Raw genomic sequence first — 18,359 nt, forward strand, 5'->3', positions numbered from 1 at the left:
ACAGTAGTTCTAGTTATTCAGTTCTATTTCTTTTTATCTTCAAAATGATAGTTATATGGATTCCGCTTAAAATGATAACGATTTCTTGGCACCGGCAATGGGTGTTGTACACGCAGTTCCCAAGTCATCAATTCTTCCAGCAATTCCATTTGTTTGGAGGCATATTTCTTTTTATTATAAAGATTATTAATCTCGGAAGGATCGGCTTTCAAGTTATACAGTTCACCACGACCATAATTGTCGAGTACCAGCTTCCAGTCATCTTTGCGAACCATACGTTCAGTTCCACTTTGTGTCCAGGTATTCAGTTCGTCAAAATGAACTATTTTATTGGGTTGCAAAGCCCCCTCTTTAGCAAATGTCAACGGTTCATCCCGGGTGAAATCTTCACTACAATAATCAAAATCTTTCCCTTTCACATGTGCATGATTCTTTCCCACTAATGCCGTCTTATATCTTTGTTCTTTAAACACTTCGAGCATATCTTTCTTATAATACATATCGGGAGTATTATGGTTAGTATGGACATGCGTAGCAGGCCAGTAACATCCTGTAAACATGGAACAACGGGCAGGCATACTAGCAGGAGCTACCGTATACGCTTTATCAAAGCATACATTGCTCAAGGCCAAAGAATCGGCAAAAGGAAGCACAGCCATCGGAAAACCTTCGCGACCACACAAATCAGCTCGCTGTTGGTCATCCATGATGATAACCACATTGGGGTTGGGTGTTTTTGCAGACATTGGGATGATATTTATCATACCGGAAACAGCAGAGATTAAGAATAAAACTATCCTATTCATAATATAGCATCATAATAAGTTAGTAACAAGAAGTGTATGAATTACTCACACCCAAAATTCGGCAATCTTTCCGATAAATTACGAAAATAACCATTCAATAAAGGACAAAAAATAACCATTTTCACATAAAACTCATCCAATACAGATTTTGCTTATAAAGATAAAAAATGAATAGCAACATTGTAATATGTTTCAACATCTCTCCGTTCTTTCAAAAGACTTTCCATTACCTCTGCAAATCTCCGGGAATCAATCTTATGACGAAGTGATTTCCAAAGCCAAATATTTCTATTAACTTGTTCTATTCTCAGTTTCAAATTAGCGGTTAATTCTTCAACCGGATTTCATTCTATGCTCCCACAGTACATTATGAAAACAGAGCAAATACAGTTCAGGGCACAGATTTATATCATTAAAGATTAAACGATTAGGCCCCCAATATAAGATACATAATCAGAGCCATTGACAGTACGATCATTACCAATACTTTCTTTACTAAATTTCCACTCTTCATTGGCACGTATTCCGAACCCTGCTTTATAACAACATTTTACCTAAGTAGGAGAACCAGCATCAGCAGACGAAATACATTCGTACCAAAGTCTAAATTTCCCATAAATTAGATTCAATTAGGTAATTAATATAAATTGTTACTAAAGTTCTTTGTGCAGTTTATTTAATAATTTGAGTTGCTGTGGAATATTGAATTTACCATTCATGGAATCACCTATATACCAAGTGGAAAATACCCCTTCCTGCGTTGCATACAGGGCATCACGCGCCTCTTCCAATTCCTGGATAGCAACTCCCAGATGTTTAGTCCGTTTACTGCGGTCCTTTTCTTTATAAGCAGATACAAAATGATATAATGAATAACTCAATGCTGCCATATAATGGCAAGGAGCAGCCAAGTTATCTCTAAAGAACCGTTGATTTTGTTTTGGCAAAGATTTGAGAAAATCTTCACAATGTCGTGAAACCTCCTCAAAACGTACAGCTGTCTTTTTCATCCCCGCAATCAATGAATCAACCTGATTATTTCCGTCAATGCGGAATGAACGACCGGACACCCGTTCAAATCCGATCTCATACAAAGGATTCGGAGAAAAGTTATCAAAACGTTTTCCGATTTGCTCAAAAACACGAGAATAGCGTAAATCCTGAAAGATAAACTGACGTTCCATCCCCGGAAACTCTGAAGGCTTCTGCTGCCAATAAGCATAGTAATAATCATGATAAAGTTTGGCAGCCTCTGCTGCATGTTCCTTTCCAAAATATTGAGTACAGAAATCAATCAGGAATGAATCTGTATTATATGCCTGCATATCCCACATCATACGGGCATTAGCCGACATTTCCATGACAAACTCTCTTAAGTTTCCAGCATTAACCACCGAGAAAGTCAGCGGACCGCGTGTATTCACATAACGATAGTTTGCTTCCATCTTCCATGGACCTTCTGCAGGAGCCAGATGAGCACCGGTCGAAGTAAATTGGAGATTCATATAATACCCCAGTTTCACTTGCTTTGTCGTATCGAATACAACCAAATCATCGTAAGGATAGTGATCTCTCCGCCCGGCAACAAAAGTCCAAAGCATATTCTTGCCCGTCGGAGGTTGTAAATAGCCTTTAGCCAACAAATCAGAAAGTTCATCGTAGAAAGTCATTCGTACAAAAGGAGCATTCTCGCCAGTAGCTTTTTTTATCATATCCAATTGTATACGGATCATACGGTTAATCACCTCTGCACGTTCCTTATCACCCTCCGGAGCATCGGCAAAAGCAGCCCAAAAAGGCTGGTCGTTTACACCACGAAAAGCAATCTGCCACAGATTTTCCTGTTTATCACGACACACCGTTTCTATGCTATATTGCCAAAACTCAACAAGAGCTTTTTCATTCGATAAAAGTAACTCCGGTGCTTTCATGCCGCGCACTCGTCGCCAGTATCCTTCCCAGTTTTTCAGATTATTGTTGCAGGCTACGTGATGATGAGAAGTAAGTACCAGTCCGTATTTACGTAATAAAGCAGCCTGACCATTCAGTTTATAATCCGGATATGTAACCGTAGCTTCCAATTCGACAGTATTAAGCTTCAACCGTAACATAGTCTCCAGCCACAATTCGTTGTTCTCTTTCGACAAGCGTCTCCAGGGACTGAATAAATCGGTATCATTAGGGAACCAAGCGCGATACCTGACTTGTGGCGACTTCTGAAAATAATCAAAGTCCGATTGTATCTCCACCTGTTTCTTATACTGCGGTTCCCAAGAAGAAAAATACCACAACGGAGGCACTTCAAGAAATAATTCACTAAAAGCATAAATAGCATATATAGCACCACGCATATCTTTTCCATGAAGATAAATACGTTTCTCATCGGGACTACAATATACCCTATGAGATTCGAAACCATCCAAAGGACGAATGAATCGAGGCTGAAGCAAAGAACCGCCCGTCGCTTCGTTAATGATAACAATATCAATACTATTTGCCTCATCAATCGTTTGTGATATTACAGGTTTGTAATGCATTACCTTCTCAAAGTCTTTAGATAAAGTTTCTGCCGCCAGCTTTACAGGTCCTACTTCATGGCCGGATAACAAAATCCGAAAATTACCTTTCTCCAATTTTAAAGAAGAAGTGGAATTTATTGCCAGAGACGAAGCGGAAAGAAAAAATAAAGCAATTAGATTCAATAAAAATAATCGGTTGTAGTCCTTCATACTTTTCACGGTTCTTTTTGATTTAAGTCGTTTATACTCTTTGTTAATCGAAGCATAGGCAAAATTAAGAATTACCAACCGGAAAAAGAGGGGATATATCCGCCATATAACAAAAATATAGGGGTTCCAAACAGATATTTTATTAATAATCAAATAATTGCAAAAACAAAAACAGGCAAAAATATAGGGATTTATACGTACTTATATAACGGTTACAGACCTATTTTTTTAATATTTTTTTCAAAATTAGCAGGATCAACAGCTTTGTTTCGAGTGCGAACTCTATAATTATAAACGGTGTTCACGGAATACCCCAGAATTTCTGATATTTGTTCAGACTCTGTAATTCCCAACCGGATCAAGGCAAAAATACGTAAGGTAGAGTTTAACGCATCTTTATTCTCCAAAGCAAATTTATCATTCGGTTGAAGTAATGAATTGAAATTTTCAACAAATGTTGGAAATAAAGATAAGAATGTCCTGTCAAAATCAGCAAAAGCACTTTTCCTGTTAAAATCCGAATTCAAATTCTGAATCATCGAAGAAAGAGAATCATACTGCTTATTCTCCAACTTTTGCTGTCCTACCAATACAAAATTATCAAGCTGATTAACTAACTTAAAAGTAGCATCCAGATAGTGTCCTATATACGAATTCTTAATACGGTTTGCTTCCGACAATTTCAAGTTCAGCTTTTCCAACAATTGACGGGAATGGCGCAAGTGCTTCATCTGTACCAGAATATAAATGATGGCCACTATTAATATAATCGCAAAAATAGAAGTCAAGATAAGACCATCCTGAAAAGTCTGCCGCTTAACCTGCTCTATATCAAGTTTCTCCCCGACAAATACAGGTAATAAAGTTCCGATGACATTAATCCTGTGACGGGTTCCATAAAAAGTTGCATCTTCAAATGCCTCATTTATATATTCGGAAGCAAGATTCACATCATTTTTATAGTAGTATAGCATAGTTGCCAGTCCTCTCATAGACACTGATTCTTTTGTGGCACTACGGATATCATTTACAGCCGCCTTCACATAATAGTGAATAGCCTCATCATTCAGTTCCAACCTACGGTCGATAAACGCCAAAGTCGACAAGAGTACTGAAAGTGTTTCCGTATCAGTAGTATCACATAATTCTAAGGCCTGCCTATAGAGTTGTTTAGACTCTGCTACCTTATCTTCTTTAAGTGCTATTTTTCCCTTTACATAATAGATTGTTGACGAATCAGAGAGGTAGGACAGACTTTCCATCAAAAGTTCATTTCCTATTTGGTTATACGTGGATGAAAACATATCGTCCTTTGCATAATCCGCCAGATCATGATAAACACGCCCAAAGCTAATATAATAGTCCGCCAACACTTGAGCAGGCAATGTTTCTTTCTCAATCCGGATAGAAGAAAGTGAATCTATAGCCTCTTTAAAAAAACCTCCACGTGCTAAAATATATCCCAACCGAGTTTTGGCATTTACCATATATGAAGCCATTGCGGATTCTCTTTCTTACTAAAACACAGCGTATTGCAAAAGATTCCAGCTTAATAGGTAACGATTTAGAAACCAGAGTATTTCAATATTCTACCCAATATTGCATAATCCTTAAAGAACGCTTTTATTGCCACAAAGATACAAAATAAATTTCATCAAATGAAGGGATACTACCTTAAAAACATTTAAGTTTTTCTCGATCCTCCCCCAACTCTTAGCATAGCTCACTTGCTTACTAATTCCGGAGAAAATATATTTAGAATCATATTGCTTTCATATACAAAAAAATAGTTGTACCTTTGTACACAAATTATCAAGCTATTATAATATGGCATTATCTCTTTCTGCAGAACAAAAGAACCTAAGAGCATTATTTATTAATGATGATAGATATGTGGTGCCCTCCTTTCAAAGACCATATCGATGGACAAAGAAAGAAGCAAAACAATTGTTTGACGACATAACCCAAGCATACAATGCTGATGAGGATTATTTTGTTGGTAATATTGTTATTGCTCGTGGGAATGAAGATAAGGCTAGACCACAGATAGTTGATGGACAACAACGCATTCTAACATTGTGGATGTTTCTAAAAGCTCTCACCATTTTAACAAATGTTTCCCGATTAGAAGAAATGCTATCAATCCGTGATTGGGAGGATAATAGTGTGCTGTCTAAAATTGACTCGTTAGTATTTGAAGAAGCTGATCAGATTGGCATTGATAATTTATTAAACTGGAATGTTGATGATTTTAATAAAGGAATCAAAGAAATATCTAAATTAGGACTTATACAATATAATGCTATCCAAATATATCGCTGGCTTCAAGAATTTCTCAATAGAATCTCAGAAAGTGAAAAAACGAAATTTTGGAAATATTTTATAGATAGAATTTATTTGCTACCAATAGTTTTAGATGGAAAAGATATATCAGAAGCAACGTCTCGTGCTCTTACTATTTTTGAAACAATTAATAATCGCGGTCTAGATTTGGCAGATGCAGATATCTTAAAAGCAAAACTGTATGAAATGGCTTGTGCAGGGAATGAGGGGAACAAATTTATATCTCAATGGAAAGATTTAGGTCAAAAATGCCTAGAATTAAATGCTTCTGTTAATGATGTGTTCAGATATTATTTACGCATATTACGTGCTAAAAATAATCAAACTACATCTGAACCAAATTTGAGAAATTTCTTTTTGAATAATTCAGTTTCTCCATTTAAAACGAGAAATTGGCAATATATTATGGATGACTTAGTGTTGATTGTTGATGTATTGGAGAGAATTGATTCATTGCAATATACTTCCAATAAAACGGCATTGTTATATCAAGTTCTTAAAGTTCATTCAAGTGCCATTCCTTTTTCTGCTATGGTTGCATTTGTATATAGCATTAAAGGTCAAGATGATTTACAACAAGAGAATGAAATCCTTCATTTTTTGGAGTTACTCATAAAAATATGTTATTCTCATGATCCTGCTCAAGATATTAAATATGTAATATTTGATCTCAATGTCAGAATAATGAATAATAAGGCAATACAATTAAAGCCAATTAATGTATCTGATGACTTCTTTAATGAGAGGCGTCGATTAAGAAGTGGCTTCGTCATGTTATATCATTATTTAAAAGAAAATGATTGGACAAAGAACAAATTGAGCGGTAGTTTAAACATAGAACGCATTGCAAAACAAAATGATATGCCATCGCATATTGATTGGCCTACAAATACGCTCTCTGATGATTTAGAGAGTATGGCGAATTTTTCAATTATTGATTTTCCTAAAACTTATAAATCACTTTTAGAACGAAGTTCTTCGTTCAATTCATCTTCGCTCAGTTCAGTGGCTTGCATTTTAGGTGGAAAAAACTACTATTCCTATGCTGATTTTTTGAGCAGGAAAGAAGATATGCAAGCTACTATTTCTGCATTTCTTTCATCTAATTGCCAAATAGATTGTGAATAATATAATTATTTCTAATTTCAAAGGAATTGAACACTCTATAGAATTAGATTTTTCTATCCTAAAAGACGGAATAAGTATTCCCTCAAATAATATGGTGTTGTACTCAGAGAATGGAGGTGGAAAAACATCAATAGCAGAAGCAATACGTTTAATGGCATTTCGTACAGAATTTGAGAATAGTAAAATTGCCCCTTATATTGTTGGAGAGGAAAGAGAAGCTGCAAAAAGAGATTGGCTGAATAATTTTTTACACAATCAATCAACAGAATCATTTGAAATAGAAATTGATGGGATGAAGTTTTCAGATTGGCAACCAGATATAATTTCAAATGTATTGATACTAGGTAGGTCTCAACTTATACCAACATCAAAAATTAATCTTGCGGAAATTCTTGATACATCATATTTTGGATCTTCACATAACCTCTCCGAATTGCTATCTGCAGATGCAGTAACCCTTATATTAGATGAAGTTAATGAAATCTTGAACACTGATTTCAAGGAGCAAATTTCATTAGCATTGCCAGAAACAGGAGAAAATATTGTCGGAATAAACGGGGTGATAGATGGTCTTTTAACTGAAAATATTGATGAAAAATTGAATGAAGCTCAACAAAATTTGATAAAGATACTACTCTTTTTAAATTATATCAAATTGTTACCCAGACTAGATATGGGTAAAAAATACTTCATTGTGATAGATGATATAATGTCTAGTTTAGATTTGGCAAATAGAATTATATTAGCCCGTTTTTTAACTAAACTTGGATTAGATAATCAAATGCTAATAATGACTCACAATGTAGGGTTTTATAACCTCATGAAACATCTCGTTTGTGTTGAGAATTCAACTGAAAAATGGTCATTCAAATCATTATATAAGATAGATGGCAAACATACCATTTGCCCATCCAATGATGAATGTACGGTAGATGAGCTGGTTAAACGATTTGATGGGCACATTCTACCAAATAATGATTTGGCCATAAATGCGATGCGTAGAAAATTTGAAAAATTACTACATGAATTTGGGAAAATTCTTATTCTTGGAGTGCAAGATGAAACAATTAATATCATTCAAAAAATAAGTAGTATTGGAAATGAGTATTATTGTAATATCGAAGGGAATAAAATTAAGACTCATATTGATTTACTACGGGAACTTTCATCAATTATTGACGTTTGTCCACAAGAACAACTACAATCTAAAATTAGGAAGTTATTTCTTCGGTATGATAATGGTAATAATATGCCTTGGATTGCTGATGTTATAAAACATTTACACACCTTCCAAAAAGTCATATTTCATCAAGGTTCCCATGATCAAATTGGTATTCAACCAGTCATTTCTGCAAAAGAAATAACAATGTCGCTTGAACTTATGAAACGTTTAGAACTAATTGTGAATAGGAGTTCTTCTAATTACCCATACTTTATGTAAAGTTGTTATATTCTAACTATTTATAATATAACTATATTCTCACAATTTAGGGAAAGAATAAACAGAGAGGAGGTTTCGCTGACAGAAGCGAAAACAAGAGAATCTGCAATATCGGCGATATAGTGGTTGCGGATGGTAGCATTTGCAGCGGAAGGGCGAGTTGTCTTTTCTGAGGTCATGGATATGAAAAGGATGCGATTTGAATCGTAAGCATTCGGTAAACCACGTTGCAATTTTTGTGAAATTAGTTCCGAATCGGTGCTATTCGTAGTCGATTCGGAACTAATAGTATCTATTCGGAACAAGTTTGATTGGATTTTACCCAATTACGTGGTAGAAGTTCTTCCATATTCTTCTCATCCCTTTCATAATATGGAATTTTGCTCAGGACATCTTCCATCCAGATTCTGGGGTCTACTTCTGCTGATTTGCAGGTTGAAATCAGTGAGTATACGATGGCAGCCCTGTATGCTGATGCATCGTTTCCGCAGAGCAGATAGTTCTTTCTTCCCAAAGCCAAAGGTCTTATGGCATTTTCTATACGGTTGTCATCAATTTCGATTCTTCCGTCGTTTACGTATCTGGAAAGTCTTGGAAGGAGCGTGTACGTATATTCGATGGCTTTACCCATACGGCTTTTAGGAAGCACTCTAAGATAGGTGTCCTGCAGCCACTTTTCAAATTCAAGTATCAGCGGATAGGCCTCACTGATACGTTTTTCCTTACGCTCTTCAGCTGTGAGCCCTGCATCATTGGCTTCAGATTCTATCTTGTACAACTTGCCGATGTAGTGTATTGCCTGTGTGGCCAGGGTCCTGTTCTCTTCCAGGGCATCCACGTACTTCCTTCTGACATGTGCCCAACAGCCGACCATAGTGATTCCTTTCACCTGCTCAAACTGTTCGTAAGCTGCATAGCCGTCACATTGCACAATGCCATGGTAACATCCCAGCAGTTCACGGGCTACAGTCCCCGAACGGCTGCCACGGTCATAATGGAACATGACGTCCCCCGTGATGCCGTCGCGTACGCACCACTCATACCCCTTTTTCGCCTTATGTTTCTCATTGTCCAGCACAGGAATGACACTCTCGTCCACTTGTATATACTCACTGGAGAGTATCTTCTGTTTGAGCAGGTTGTACAGCAACCTGAGTTTCTCCACCGCCATTTCATACCATCCGCACATGGTAGATTCGCTTATGCTGATTCCTGATTCGCGATACTGCTGTATCAGACGATAGAACGGGAGATGATACATGAACTTGCCGATGATAATGTCTGTCAGGACCGAGGCGCCTGCCATACATTTACTGACCGGAACAAGAGGTAGAGGGTGAATCAGGATCTGCCTTTCCTCGGGGTATTTCTCCATATCGGACTTACTTATCACTTTGTGACGGACAGTCTTCAGGATATACAATTTTGCCGGAACACGTTCCAGGCGTGAACTCTCTTCCTTTCCGATTTCAATGAAATCATCCTTAAGCCTGCCTTCCTCGTCTGTTGTCCCTTCGGGGTAAAGATCAACAACCTCTACCGCAAGAGAAGATGTATCCAAGGGCTTGCGGGCCGGCTTCTCCTTGACTTTTATGGTTCTGGTGATTTCTTCATCGCTTTTGCGGACTTCCTCCTCCATCCGGGATATTTCCATGGAGGACATTTCAGCTTTTGAGAACAGGAACAGTTGGTTGGGATCAAGCGGAAGATTCTTCTCGCTCATCCGGCCAAAGACTTTTTTCCGAAGCCAGTACAGCGACTGTTCCAGTGAGGAAACCCTGCTGATAAGCGCCGCTTTATCCTGACGGAGCTGCTCTAGTTCTTCCAATAAGGCTTTTTCCTGTTCCTCCGTAAGCATCTGCATCTCATTTTTTCACAATGTAAATATACTAAAATCCAATGACATACAAAAGCAAGCAGAGTAAAAAATCCGATACTATTTTCGAAGTTTCTGCAGGTTTTCAAGTCTCGTGCGACGGGAGTCACGGGCTTCCATGATACCCTCCACTATCATGACAAGTTCCCGCCATTCTATATTTGTACAGACCTCATCGTCGTTGGCAGAATCAGGTTTACCTAAGGTTCCGGCTTCCAGAAGTTTGGAATATAACACCATGCCGCCAGGCTCCCAATGCAGGAGTTTTATACGGTCACGGGCACGGTTTATGAAGATATACACGTTGCCGTTACAGGGGTCCTGACCCATGGCGTCGGTGATGATACCGCTGAGGGTATGGAAGCTTTTGCGCATATCAGTCGGGCGGTTATACAACAGATAGCGCATACTGTCATTAAGGCTGAACATGGCTGCAGGCCCGGATGATTGAAAACAGTTCCTTTTCATTTAGCTCACCACAAATGCGTATGGCACTACCGGCCGGTGTACGTATTTCTATCTCTTTCAATCCGCTTGGCGTGGTCGGTGTACTTTTCTGTTTCCGTCCGGTTGTACCGGCAAATGAAGGAACCGGAACAAAAAATCCGCTATGCGGAAGCTCGATAAACTCACCTTGAGCCGTTTTACCAGATGATTGCTCGGCGGCATAACGGGATTTGCTGTCATAAAACCGCCATACAGGGATATTGAGTTCCTCTAATCTTGACTTATAAGTCACTTTGTGCTCTTTGCAGTAGTTCATTATTTCTACTACTTCTTCTCGTGTCATCATAACTTGGCTTTTTGGACGTAAAGTTAATGATGGAAGGTGGAGACGAAAATACGTGGTTTACCGAATGCTTACTTTGAATCGAATGCCGGACGTAGATTGAGTGGAATTTGACGATAAAGGCGGCGGTTAAGGACGTAGATGATGCTGCATGTGCCTTTGAGGGCGATTTCAAGAACTTCGTGTTCGAGTGTGGATTGAAAGCCGCTGACTATGGCTATTTCATGATTACGACTTACTTCATTTGCCCAATTAATAGTTGGTATCACAGAAGATGGATTGACCTTCCGTGAGGCGAGAAATCCTACCTTGCGCAGGGGCAATAAGTCCATATTTCCGAGATACTGCGGTTCCATCGTTTATTCCTCACAGTTCAGTTCATCACCCATACGATATTTGATGTCGTAGTTGATGATAAAGTCAAGTTCTTCTTCTGTAAATCCGTAATGTCTCGCCAAAACCTTGTCGATTTCGTCAATATATTTTTTAGATTTCCCAATTTTATATTCTTTGAATTGTGAAACATTGTAATTAGATGAGTTTTCTGATGAACGTATATTCGCATTATTTTCTATACTATGAACATAACGCTTATATATCCTATCAATAACATAATATTCTGTAACTGCAGGAATAGGTGTCGCTTCAATTTCAGTCCCTTTCCAATTTAGATTATCTGAGAGGATTTGATATATAAGAAATGAAAGGTTACTACTAAGTACGGCAGCAATAAAACTTTGTTTGTTTTTGTCAACATAGATAGTCCTTTCTGCTGAAGAATTATTTGTGAAAGTGGTAATAAGTTTAAAATAGCGTCCTCCTGCAAATTTGTAAACAATAGGTGCACCATAACTTACAAGAAATGAGCTTAATGTTTTACAGCCATTGATCTTCTCAAGTATATTCATTTCTATATCAAGACTGATTTTGGGAATACGATTACGAAAATTGAATTGTATAACATTGATGTATTTAATTGTACTAAATATCAAATGTAATTCATTCCCTTCTGACCTGCGATAGATATGAGTAGAGTATAGAGATTTACATTTTTTACTGTCATTGTTAAGCCGAATGATGCAGGTATTAACCATTGCATTCTCAAATAAAGGTTTTGGGCGGACTGCAAAACTTGCAACATGAATATTAGAACACCTATTTCGTATAATGTTTTGTATCGCAGTAGTAGCATCTGATGCGATGAATCCAATTGGTACAATAAAACTTAGAGGGGCATTGTTATGCAATAAAGACATACATCGTTCTATACATAGAACATAGGTATCATTACTTCCTTTGATGTTCTGGATTTTATTGGATTTAGTACAATTATACCGCTGTTTATAATAATCTAATATTTGTCGTTCAACCTTTGCTCCATACGGCGGGTTCCCTATAATCACATCAAAACCACCATTTCCATGAATGATGTCATAGAACTCAGCTACCCAATTGAAGGGTTGGTGGGTGCTGAGCCATTCTTCGAAAGGAATACCCGATGCCGTAGCATTATAGAGGTAATGATTCAGGGTATCGTTAAGTGTAGTCAGAAGGTCACGGAGCTGGCGTTTGGCAGCAATGAATTCTTCATGATGCTCCGATTCCTGTGTAAGCTGCAAGTGCTTGAATAATTTGAATGTCCGAGCCACTTTATCCATCTCACCAGCCACATTTTCTTCAAAATCGTGTTTTGCAAACATATCACCATTATGGTCTCTGACTATGCTTTCGGCATTGGCATAGCCCACGAGAGTATTGCCACACCGAATGTTAAAGTCGATGTCCGGCAGCGGGTCAAGACCAAGATTATCGGCAAGCGGTTGCACATCCACTACAGCCACCATTTTAAGGAACAGGCGCAGTTTGGCTATCTCCGTGGCTTCAGCCATTATATCGACCCCGTAGAGATTGCGGAGAATGATAGACTTATAGATGAAGTAATGGATATTGGAACGATACTTGCTCTTGATTTCGTCAAGGGCTTTTTGCGTATCGGGTGACTTCCGTTCAATACTTTCAAGCCGCATGATACAATCATAGTAAAGAGGTTCAAGTATATTCATTGCCGCAAAAAGGAATGCACCGGAACCGCAAGTCGGGTCAAGGATAGTCACCGATCGGAGAGCGTTGTAGAAATTGTAGATAAATGCCTGCGAGGCATTGCCTGCGTTTATAAGGTCGGAGGCAAATTGGCGAATGTCAAGGTTGTAAGTTATGAAATCGTTGATGGATGTAACCTCTCCATTCTTGATTTTACCCAGAATATCCTCGCAACGCTGCAAACGTTCGATGGTTTCCCGCCAAATTTCCGTTGGCAGGGCGAATGGTTCGGGAGTCTTTGTGTTCCAATCTTTACGGCGTTCCAAAAGGTCGGGCGTGGTAGTGTCAAGACCGATAAAGATATTTTCAGGAATGCGCTCGCGCCAATCGGGGGTATAGCCTTGCTTCACCGCATCAAAAATGTAGCGGTCACCACTTTGCCGGAGTTGTTGCCATATCCAACCATCGGGAGCAAAAAGTTCTGCCATAGATTTGGATGCTGTGCTTACTTTGTCAAACAGGAATGGCAGGATGGTATTGCGCCCAATATATTCTGTTATGTCCTCTTTGGTATAGTAAGCCCCCATTTGGGCACGGTCGTTGATGTACTGTTCGAAGATATAGCCAAGCACATCAGGGTTTATGTCCTTGCCGGATGCTGTTACGCGAGTGTCAAGATGCCACTGCCATTTATCGAAGAAAGCAAAGAGTGAGACGAAGGCATCGTCGGCGATGTCAATGTCGTCATATTCACGTTCTATCTTGTGGCTGTCAAACATGCCGCCATTCAGATAAGGGATACGTCCGAATTGCTGCTTAAACTCTCTGTCATGGTTGGGCTTGTTCAGCCCGTCAGAAAAGAGACGGGTCAGGAAGCCACGATAAAAGGTGGAGAAAAAACGGTCTTCGCCACGCTCCTTGCGGCACCAGTCCAGCTTATCACGAAGGTAGTTGGCATTACTGTCCAAAAAACCTTTCTTTTGAATGAAGTAGCAAAACATCAGGCGGTTGAGCATTACGGACGCATACCACTGTTTGTTGCGGTTGTCTTTTTCGGGCAGTTGGTCGTCTATGCCTGTAATGAATTTGGCAAAAGCCTTATGCTCTTTGCGGAAGCCGGCATAAAAATCCTTGGTAATCTTCTCAGCATTGACGGAAAAGGCGCGGTGTACAGCCTCTTTTACATCAACAATCGTAGTCTTTTCTGCAGGGTCAAACTCTAAGTCCTGCATCTTCGAAAAAAGGAAATCCGCCTTCTCCGGAGATTCATACTCGATGCTTACGAGGTCGCGCTTATCCACATTCTTTACCGGAATAATCCATTGGTGATGTCCGGGCTTATTACGGAGGATGTAAATGGCAATATAATCCTGGGCTTGTTTGCGAAGCTGTGAATCAATTCTCCGAGAAAGTGATGTTTTGGGCAGTTCGTCAACCTCTGCTACAACTACTTGCAGTCCGCTGCGGTCGGTAACGGTATGGAATTGGTAATCTGTATCATCTATGATTATTGGCAGAAGTTCCGCCCGAACCTTCCACTTGTTCCAGCCCAATTCACAGACAAAAAGGTTCCGGAAATCTCCATCTTGGAGCAACTGTTGAAATATACGTTTATTCACGGTGTGTTATTCTTTGCGAAGCCCCATAGAGCAGATTATTTGATTCTCCTTGTCATTGATGTCCTCGTCAGCCATGATGCATAGTTGGTTGTTGCGGCGAAGTTCAAGCACATATTCCACGATGTCGTCATCGGCTTGTTTCCCTGTCTTTTTGAGCATACGACCAAGGTGGAACTTGGAAGTTTCCTGAAGCGGATAGTTGTAAATATCATCAATGGCATATTTCAATTCCTCGCGACGGTCGGCATTGAAGAACAGGTTTTCTCCTTGGTCATAATATTGTTCAAGAAGCTGCACAATGCGGTAACGGGTGGAAAAACGGTTGCCAAGCATGCCGCCTATGTTGCTGACAGCTTGTTCGCGGATAATCTCTACAGCCTTGCCGACAAGTTCATGATGATTGTCGAGAGGTTGCTGTGCCTGAGTATCAGGATGGCAAGCGAGAGCCTGAAGTATGCGCTGCTGGCTTTGCGATATGATATTGCCCTCTTTGTCAAGCCATGTGAGCACATCAAAGTCATTAGCGGTGCGTGCATAGGTCACAACACCCTCAATGCCGTTCTCGTCGGTAAGGCGTGTTGAATAGACCATATTCTGCATTTGCGGAATGATGTCTTTGAGTTTCTTGTCGGCTTTGACGGCATTGCTCCATATCTGGAATGCTTGCGAAGCAAGGTCAACATCATTGTCATCATCGGCATCGTCAAGCACTCCGGCTTTCTCATTGAACATATCCCGAAGATTCTTCTCGTTCCCCTCAAAAAACACTTCATCAGAGCCTACGATATTAGCGTTGGCATTAATACGGTCGTTCAACCGGCTGCGAAGATTGATGATGTCTTCAATGCCATCGGCAGGAAAGAAAGAGTAGCAGTAAATCTTGTCGGCTTGCTGACCGATACGGTCCACACGTCCGGCACGTTGAATCAGGCGGATAATAGCCCACGGCAAGTCATAGTTTACGATAACATGTGCATCCTGAAGGTTATGTCCTTCGGAAAGCACATCGGTGGCAATGAGAATGCGGGTCTGTTCATCGGGTGCATATTTACCTGCGGCATCATTACTGTCCGGCGAAAACCGCTCAACAATAGCTGTGGGATTGTCCCGGTTGCCTGTGGCGTAGTCTACATTCGTGAAGCCACGTTTACGGAGTTGATAATAGATATAACGTGCCGTGTCTGAGAATTGTGTGAACACTACAACTTTGTCATTGCGGTGCGCATTACCACGAAGAAGGGTTTCCAGCTCATTGAGTTTCTGGTCTTTCTCCTGTTCCCATTTCCCGCACAGTCTAATCATGGAAAGAATGGTTTCACAATCCTTTTTGAGTTTCTGTTTAAGAGTACGTTTGAAGTATTTGGTGTCGAGCCACGAGAGGTTGGACTTGTTGGCAATGATGTTATAATACTCTCCGGCTTTCCTCATATATACAGCTATGTCGGTGGGTATATTCAAAGAGGCATCAACCGTCGTGTCGGAATCATGCTGCCCAAAGATGCCAGTGCCATTATCTTCGTCCTCCGTGTAATCTTCAGGCAGATTGTTGTCGTCACCGATAGGCACAGGCAACTTATTGTCGAGCGCATAAAGGTAAACGCAATTACGAAGTATGTGACGATAAAGCGTGAGAAGGAAAGCAAAGCCGCTCGAATCCATACGCTTGAAAAACGTGGATTTGCAAAACCCCATCATTCTTGACCCGGCACGGGATAGGTTTTCAATTAACGCAGAAATATGTTTGGGCACATCGGCTGTTTCTTTTTCACTGATATACAGGCTCAAACCGTAGCGTGGAAGGGCGAGTTCCTCCATCAGGGCAATCATATCCTCGGAGTAAAGGCGGGTATATTGGTCTCCGGATTCGGTTTTGAACTTGATAGATTTCGGAATGCGGTCAGGAAAATAAGAGCGGTCGCCATTGGGAAATTCCAGATATTTCCTGCCATTGCCATCATCGGTTTTAGCAAAATTCTCACGGATAAACGAACGTGTACGGCGGACAAGGAACAGTTTCATCAGTTCATTCCAGTCTTCCACGTTCTCGCTTTGGTTGAATGCTCTGATGGTGCGGATATGCACGTCACCATGACGCTGCATGAACCCCCGCTCTCCGCCGAGGCTTTCAATGTAACGTTCCGGACGAATGCCGAGGTCTTGGTCGTCATTGATGAAAAGTCGGAGTTGGTTGCTGAGGTCGCTGTAATGTTTGTTATATGGAGTGGCGGTCAGGAGCAACACACGGCTTGATTGACGCTCTATAAGTTGACGGATTTGGTTGTAACGTTTACCGGCGTTGCGAAGGTTATGGCTTTCATCCACGATTATCAAGCGGAAATAGCGCATATTGTCGATGTCCATCACTTTTGACATTGACATAACTTCGGCTTTGAGGTCGTATTTCTTGATATACTTTCGCCACATTTCCTGAAGATTTGCCGGGCAAATAATCAGGGTGCTTGTGGCGTATGTCATTTCATATATCTTGGCAACTGCACAAGCCGTAATGGTTTTACCGAGACCTACCACATCGCCAATCATAGCACCGCGCCGTCTATCGTTATTGAGGTGGCGTGCTACAATTTTGACAGCGTTCTGCTGGAAATCAAAAAGTTCCCTCTGAAATATCGGTGGCAGTGTAAACTCCTTTATTCCGTTACGTGCCTCTTCGCTGAGATGGTAAGCAATTTTGAGATAAATATGGTAAGGTGGAATCAGTTTGTCCGCCGCCCAACTTTCATCTATAGCCTTGACAAGCTCATCGGTAATGTCAACGCAGAAACGGTCGTTCCAGCGGTCGTTAAACCATATATTGAATTTTTCCGCCTGGTCTCGGTCGCCAAATTCAGCATTGAGTTCTCCCTGTTTGGTAAGTCCTGAATAAGTGAGGTTGCTACTGCCCATTATAGCTTGAATGGGATTTGAACGGTCATCAGGACGGTATGCAAGATATAGTTTGGCGTGAAGCGGCTCACGAACGGATAGTTTTACTACAACTTTCTTGGACTTGAGTTGTGCCGAAAGTTGGCGCAGTGCCCATTCATCTTGTTTTGTGGGGATTCCTATAAGAAGTTGGTGGCGAAAATCCCGTGCAATCTGCCGCTTAGCTTTCTGTACCATGTCTGCATCAGGCGTATTGTCATCTTGACCATAAAGTATTTTCACCAATTCTGCCGGAGGTTGGTGCATACCTATAAGTAACCGGCAGGTTCGGTGGATACTTTCAGAGCCTTCAATGACAAAATCTCCATCCAACTGCTCAACTTGTCGCACGACTTTTGTCCATCCGCGCAGATTGAAATATCCTACGCAAAAGTCCACTCGTTTTACACCAAGATTGTTGATGATATCATTGAGACCATCTTCAAATTTTATTTCAATATTATCGTATATACGAGCCATAACTGTCTATTAAAAAATTCCTCTCTTGCCAAGAGACAGATAAGTCACTCTATCTTGTTGATATTAAACTGTTTTATCGCATTTGTACGGATAAATTTGCTAAACATCCAATATTTCTCGCAAAACAAATACACGGCAACAAATAAGATTTTTAGCGTTTTAGAACCAATATTGTCCTAAATAAA

Annotated in this window: 12 protein-coding genes; 2 read left to right on the forward strand and 10 right to left on the reverse strand. The window is 40.1% G+C overall.

Annotated elements, in window-relative coordinates; translation table 11 throughout:
- Positions 1 to 23: 23 nt before the first annotated feature.
- From AB9N12_RS05700 to AB9N12_RS05715, 4 genes are all read right to left on the reverse strand, one after another.
- The gene (locus AB9N12_RS05700; RefSeq protein WP_369890440.1) at positions 24 to 806 is read right to left on the reverse strand and encodes a sulfatase-like hydrolase/transferase; all 783 of its coding nucleotides are present in this window, start codon (positions 804 to 806) and stop codon (positions 24 to 26) included.
- A gap of 333 nt (positions 807 to 1,139) precedes the next feature.
- Positions 1,140 to 1,253, reverse strand: a complete 114-nt coding sequence (locus AB9N12_RS05705) for a hypothetical protein (protein WP_369892818.1) — start codon at positions 1,251 to 1,253, stop codon at positions 1,140 to 1,142.
- A 206-nt stretch (positions 1,254 to 1,459) separates the two neighbouring features.
- Positions 1,460 to 3,535 (reverse strand): glycosyl hydrolase 115 family protein, encoded by a 2,076-nt coding sequence (locus AB9N12_RS05710; RefSeq protein ID WP_369892819.1) that lies wholly within the window; start codon positions 3,533 to 3,535, stop codon positions 1,460 to 1,462.
- Positions 3,536 to 3,747: 212 nt separating this feature from the next.
- A complete protein-coding gene (locus AB9N12_RS05715; RefSeq protein WP_369890442.1) occupies positions 3,748 to 5,022 on the reverse strand; it encodes a DUF6377 domain-containing protein in 1,275 nt (424 codons plus the stop codon).
- A 340-nt stretch (positions 5,023 to 5,362) separates the two neighbouring features.
- Between AB9N12_RS05715 and AB9N12_RS05720 the strand changes: the two genes are divergently transcribed.
- Positions 5,363 to 7,006: a DUF262 domain-containing protein gene (locus tag AB9N12_RS05720; RefSeq protein WP_369890444.1), complete on the forward strand. Its 1,644-nt coding sequence runs from the start codon at positions 5,363 to 5,365 to the stop codon at positions 7,004 to 7,006.
- Positions 6,999 to 8,447, forward strand: coding sequence for a hypothetical protein (locus AB9N12_RS05725; protein ID WP_369890446.1), 1,449 nt, complete (start codon positions 6,999 to 7,001; stop codon positions 8,445 to 8,447). The genes AB9N12_RS05720 and AB9N12_RS05725 overlap by 8 nt, the downstream gene beginning before the upstream one ends.
- Before the next feature lie 292 nt (positions 8,448 to 8,739).
- On the opposite strand, the gene AB9N12_RS05730 is transcribed toward AB9N12_RS05725, so the two are convergent.
- From AB9N12_RS05730 to AB9N12_RS05755, 6 genes are all read right to left on the reverse strand, one after another.
- On the reverse strand, positions 8,740 to 10,305 hold the full coding sequence (locus AB9N12_RS05730; RefSeq protein ID WP_369890448.1) for an IS66 family transposase: 1,566 nt from the start codon (positions 10,303 to 10,305) through the stop codon (positions 8,740 to 8,742).
- Positions 10,306 to 10,383: 78 nt separating this feature from the next.
- Positions 10,384 to 10,752: an IS66 family insertion sequence element accessory protein TnpB gene (gene tnpB / locus AB9N12_RS05735; protein ID WP_369890451.1), complete on the reverse strand. Its 369-nt coding sequence runs from the start codon at positions 10,750 to 10,752 to the stop codon at positions 10,384 to 10,386.
- Positions 10,739 to 11,116 carry a hypothetical protein gene (locus AB9N12_RS05740; RefSeq protein WP_369890454.1) on the reverse strand — a complete coding sequence of 126 codons (378 nt, stop codon included), beginning with the start codon at positions 11,114 to 11,116 and terminating at the stop codon, positions 10,739 to 10,741. Before AB9N12_RS05740 ends, tnpB begins: the two co-directional genes overlap by 14 nt.
- Positions 11,117 to 11,184: 68 nt before the next feature.
- On the reverse strand, positions 11,185 to 11,469 hold the full coding sequence (locus tag AB9N12_RS05745) for a hypothetical protein (RefSeq protein ID WP_369890456.1): 285 nt from the start codon (positions 11,467 to 11,469) through the stop codon (positions 11,185 to 11,187).
- Between the two features lie 3 nt (positions 11,470 to 11,472).
- Positions 11,473 to 14,772, reverse strand: coding sequence for a DNA methyltransferase (locus AB9N12_RS05750; protein ID WP_369890458.1), 3,300 nt, complete (start codon positions 14,770 to 14,772; stop codon positions 11,473 to 11,475).
- 6 nt (positions 14,773 to 14,778) lie between these two features.
- Positions 14,779 to 18,174: a helicase-related protein gene (locus tag AB9N12_RS05755; RefSeq protein ID WP_369890461.1), complete on the reverse strand. Its 3,396-nt coding sequence runs from the start codon at positions 18,172 to 18,174 to the stop codon at positions 14,779 to 14,781.
- Positions 18,175 to 18,359 lie beyond the last annotated feature (185 nt).

This window comes from Bacteroides sp. AN502(2024), assembly GCF_041227145.1.
In the GTDB taxonomy this organism is placed as follows: domain Bacteria; phylum Bacteroidota; class Bacteroidia; order Bacteroidales; family Bacteroidaceae; genus Bacteroides.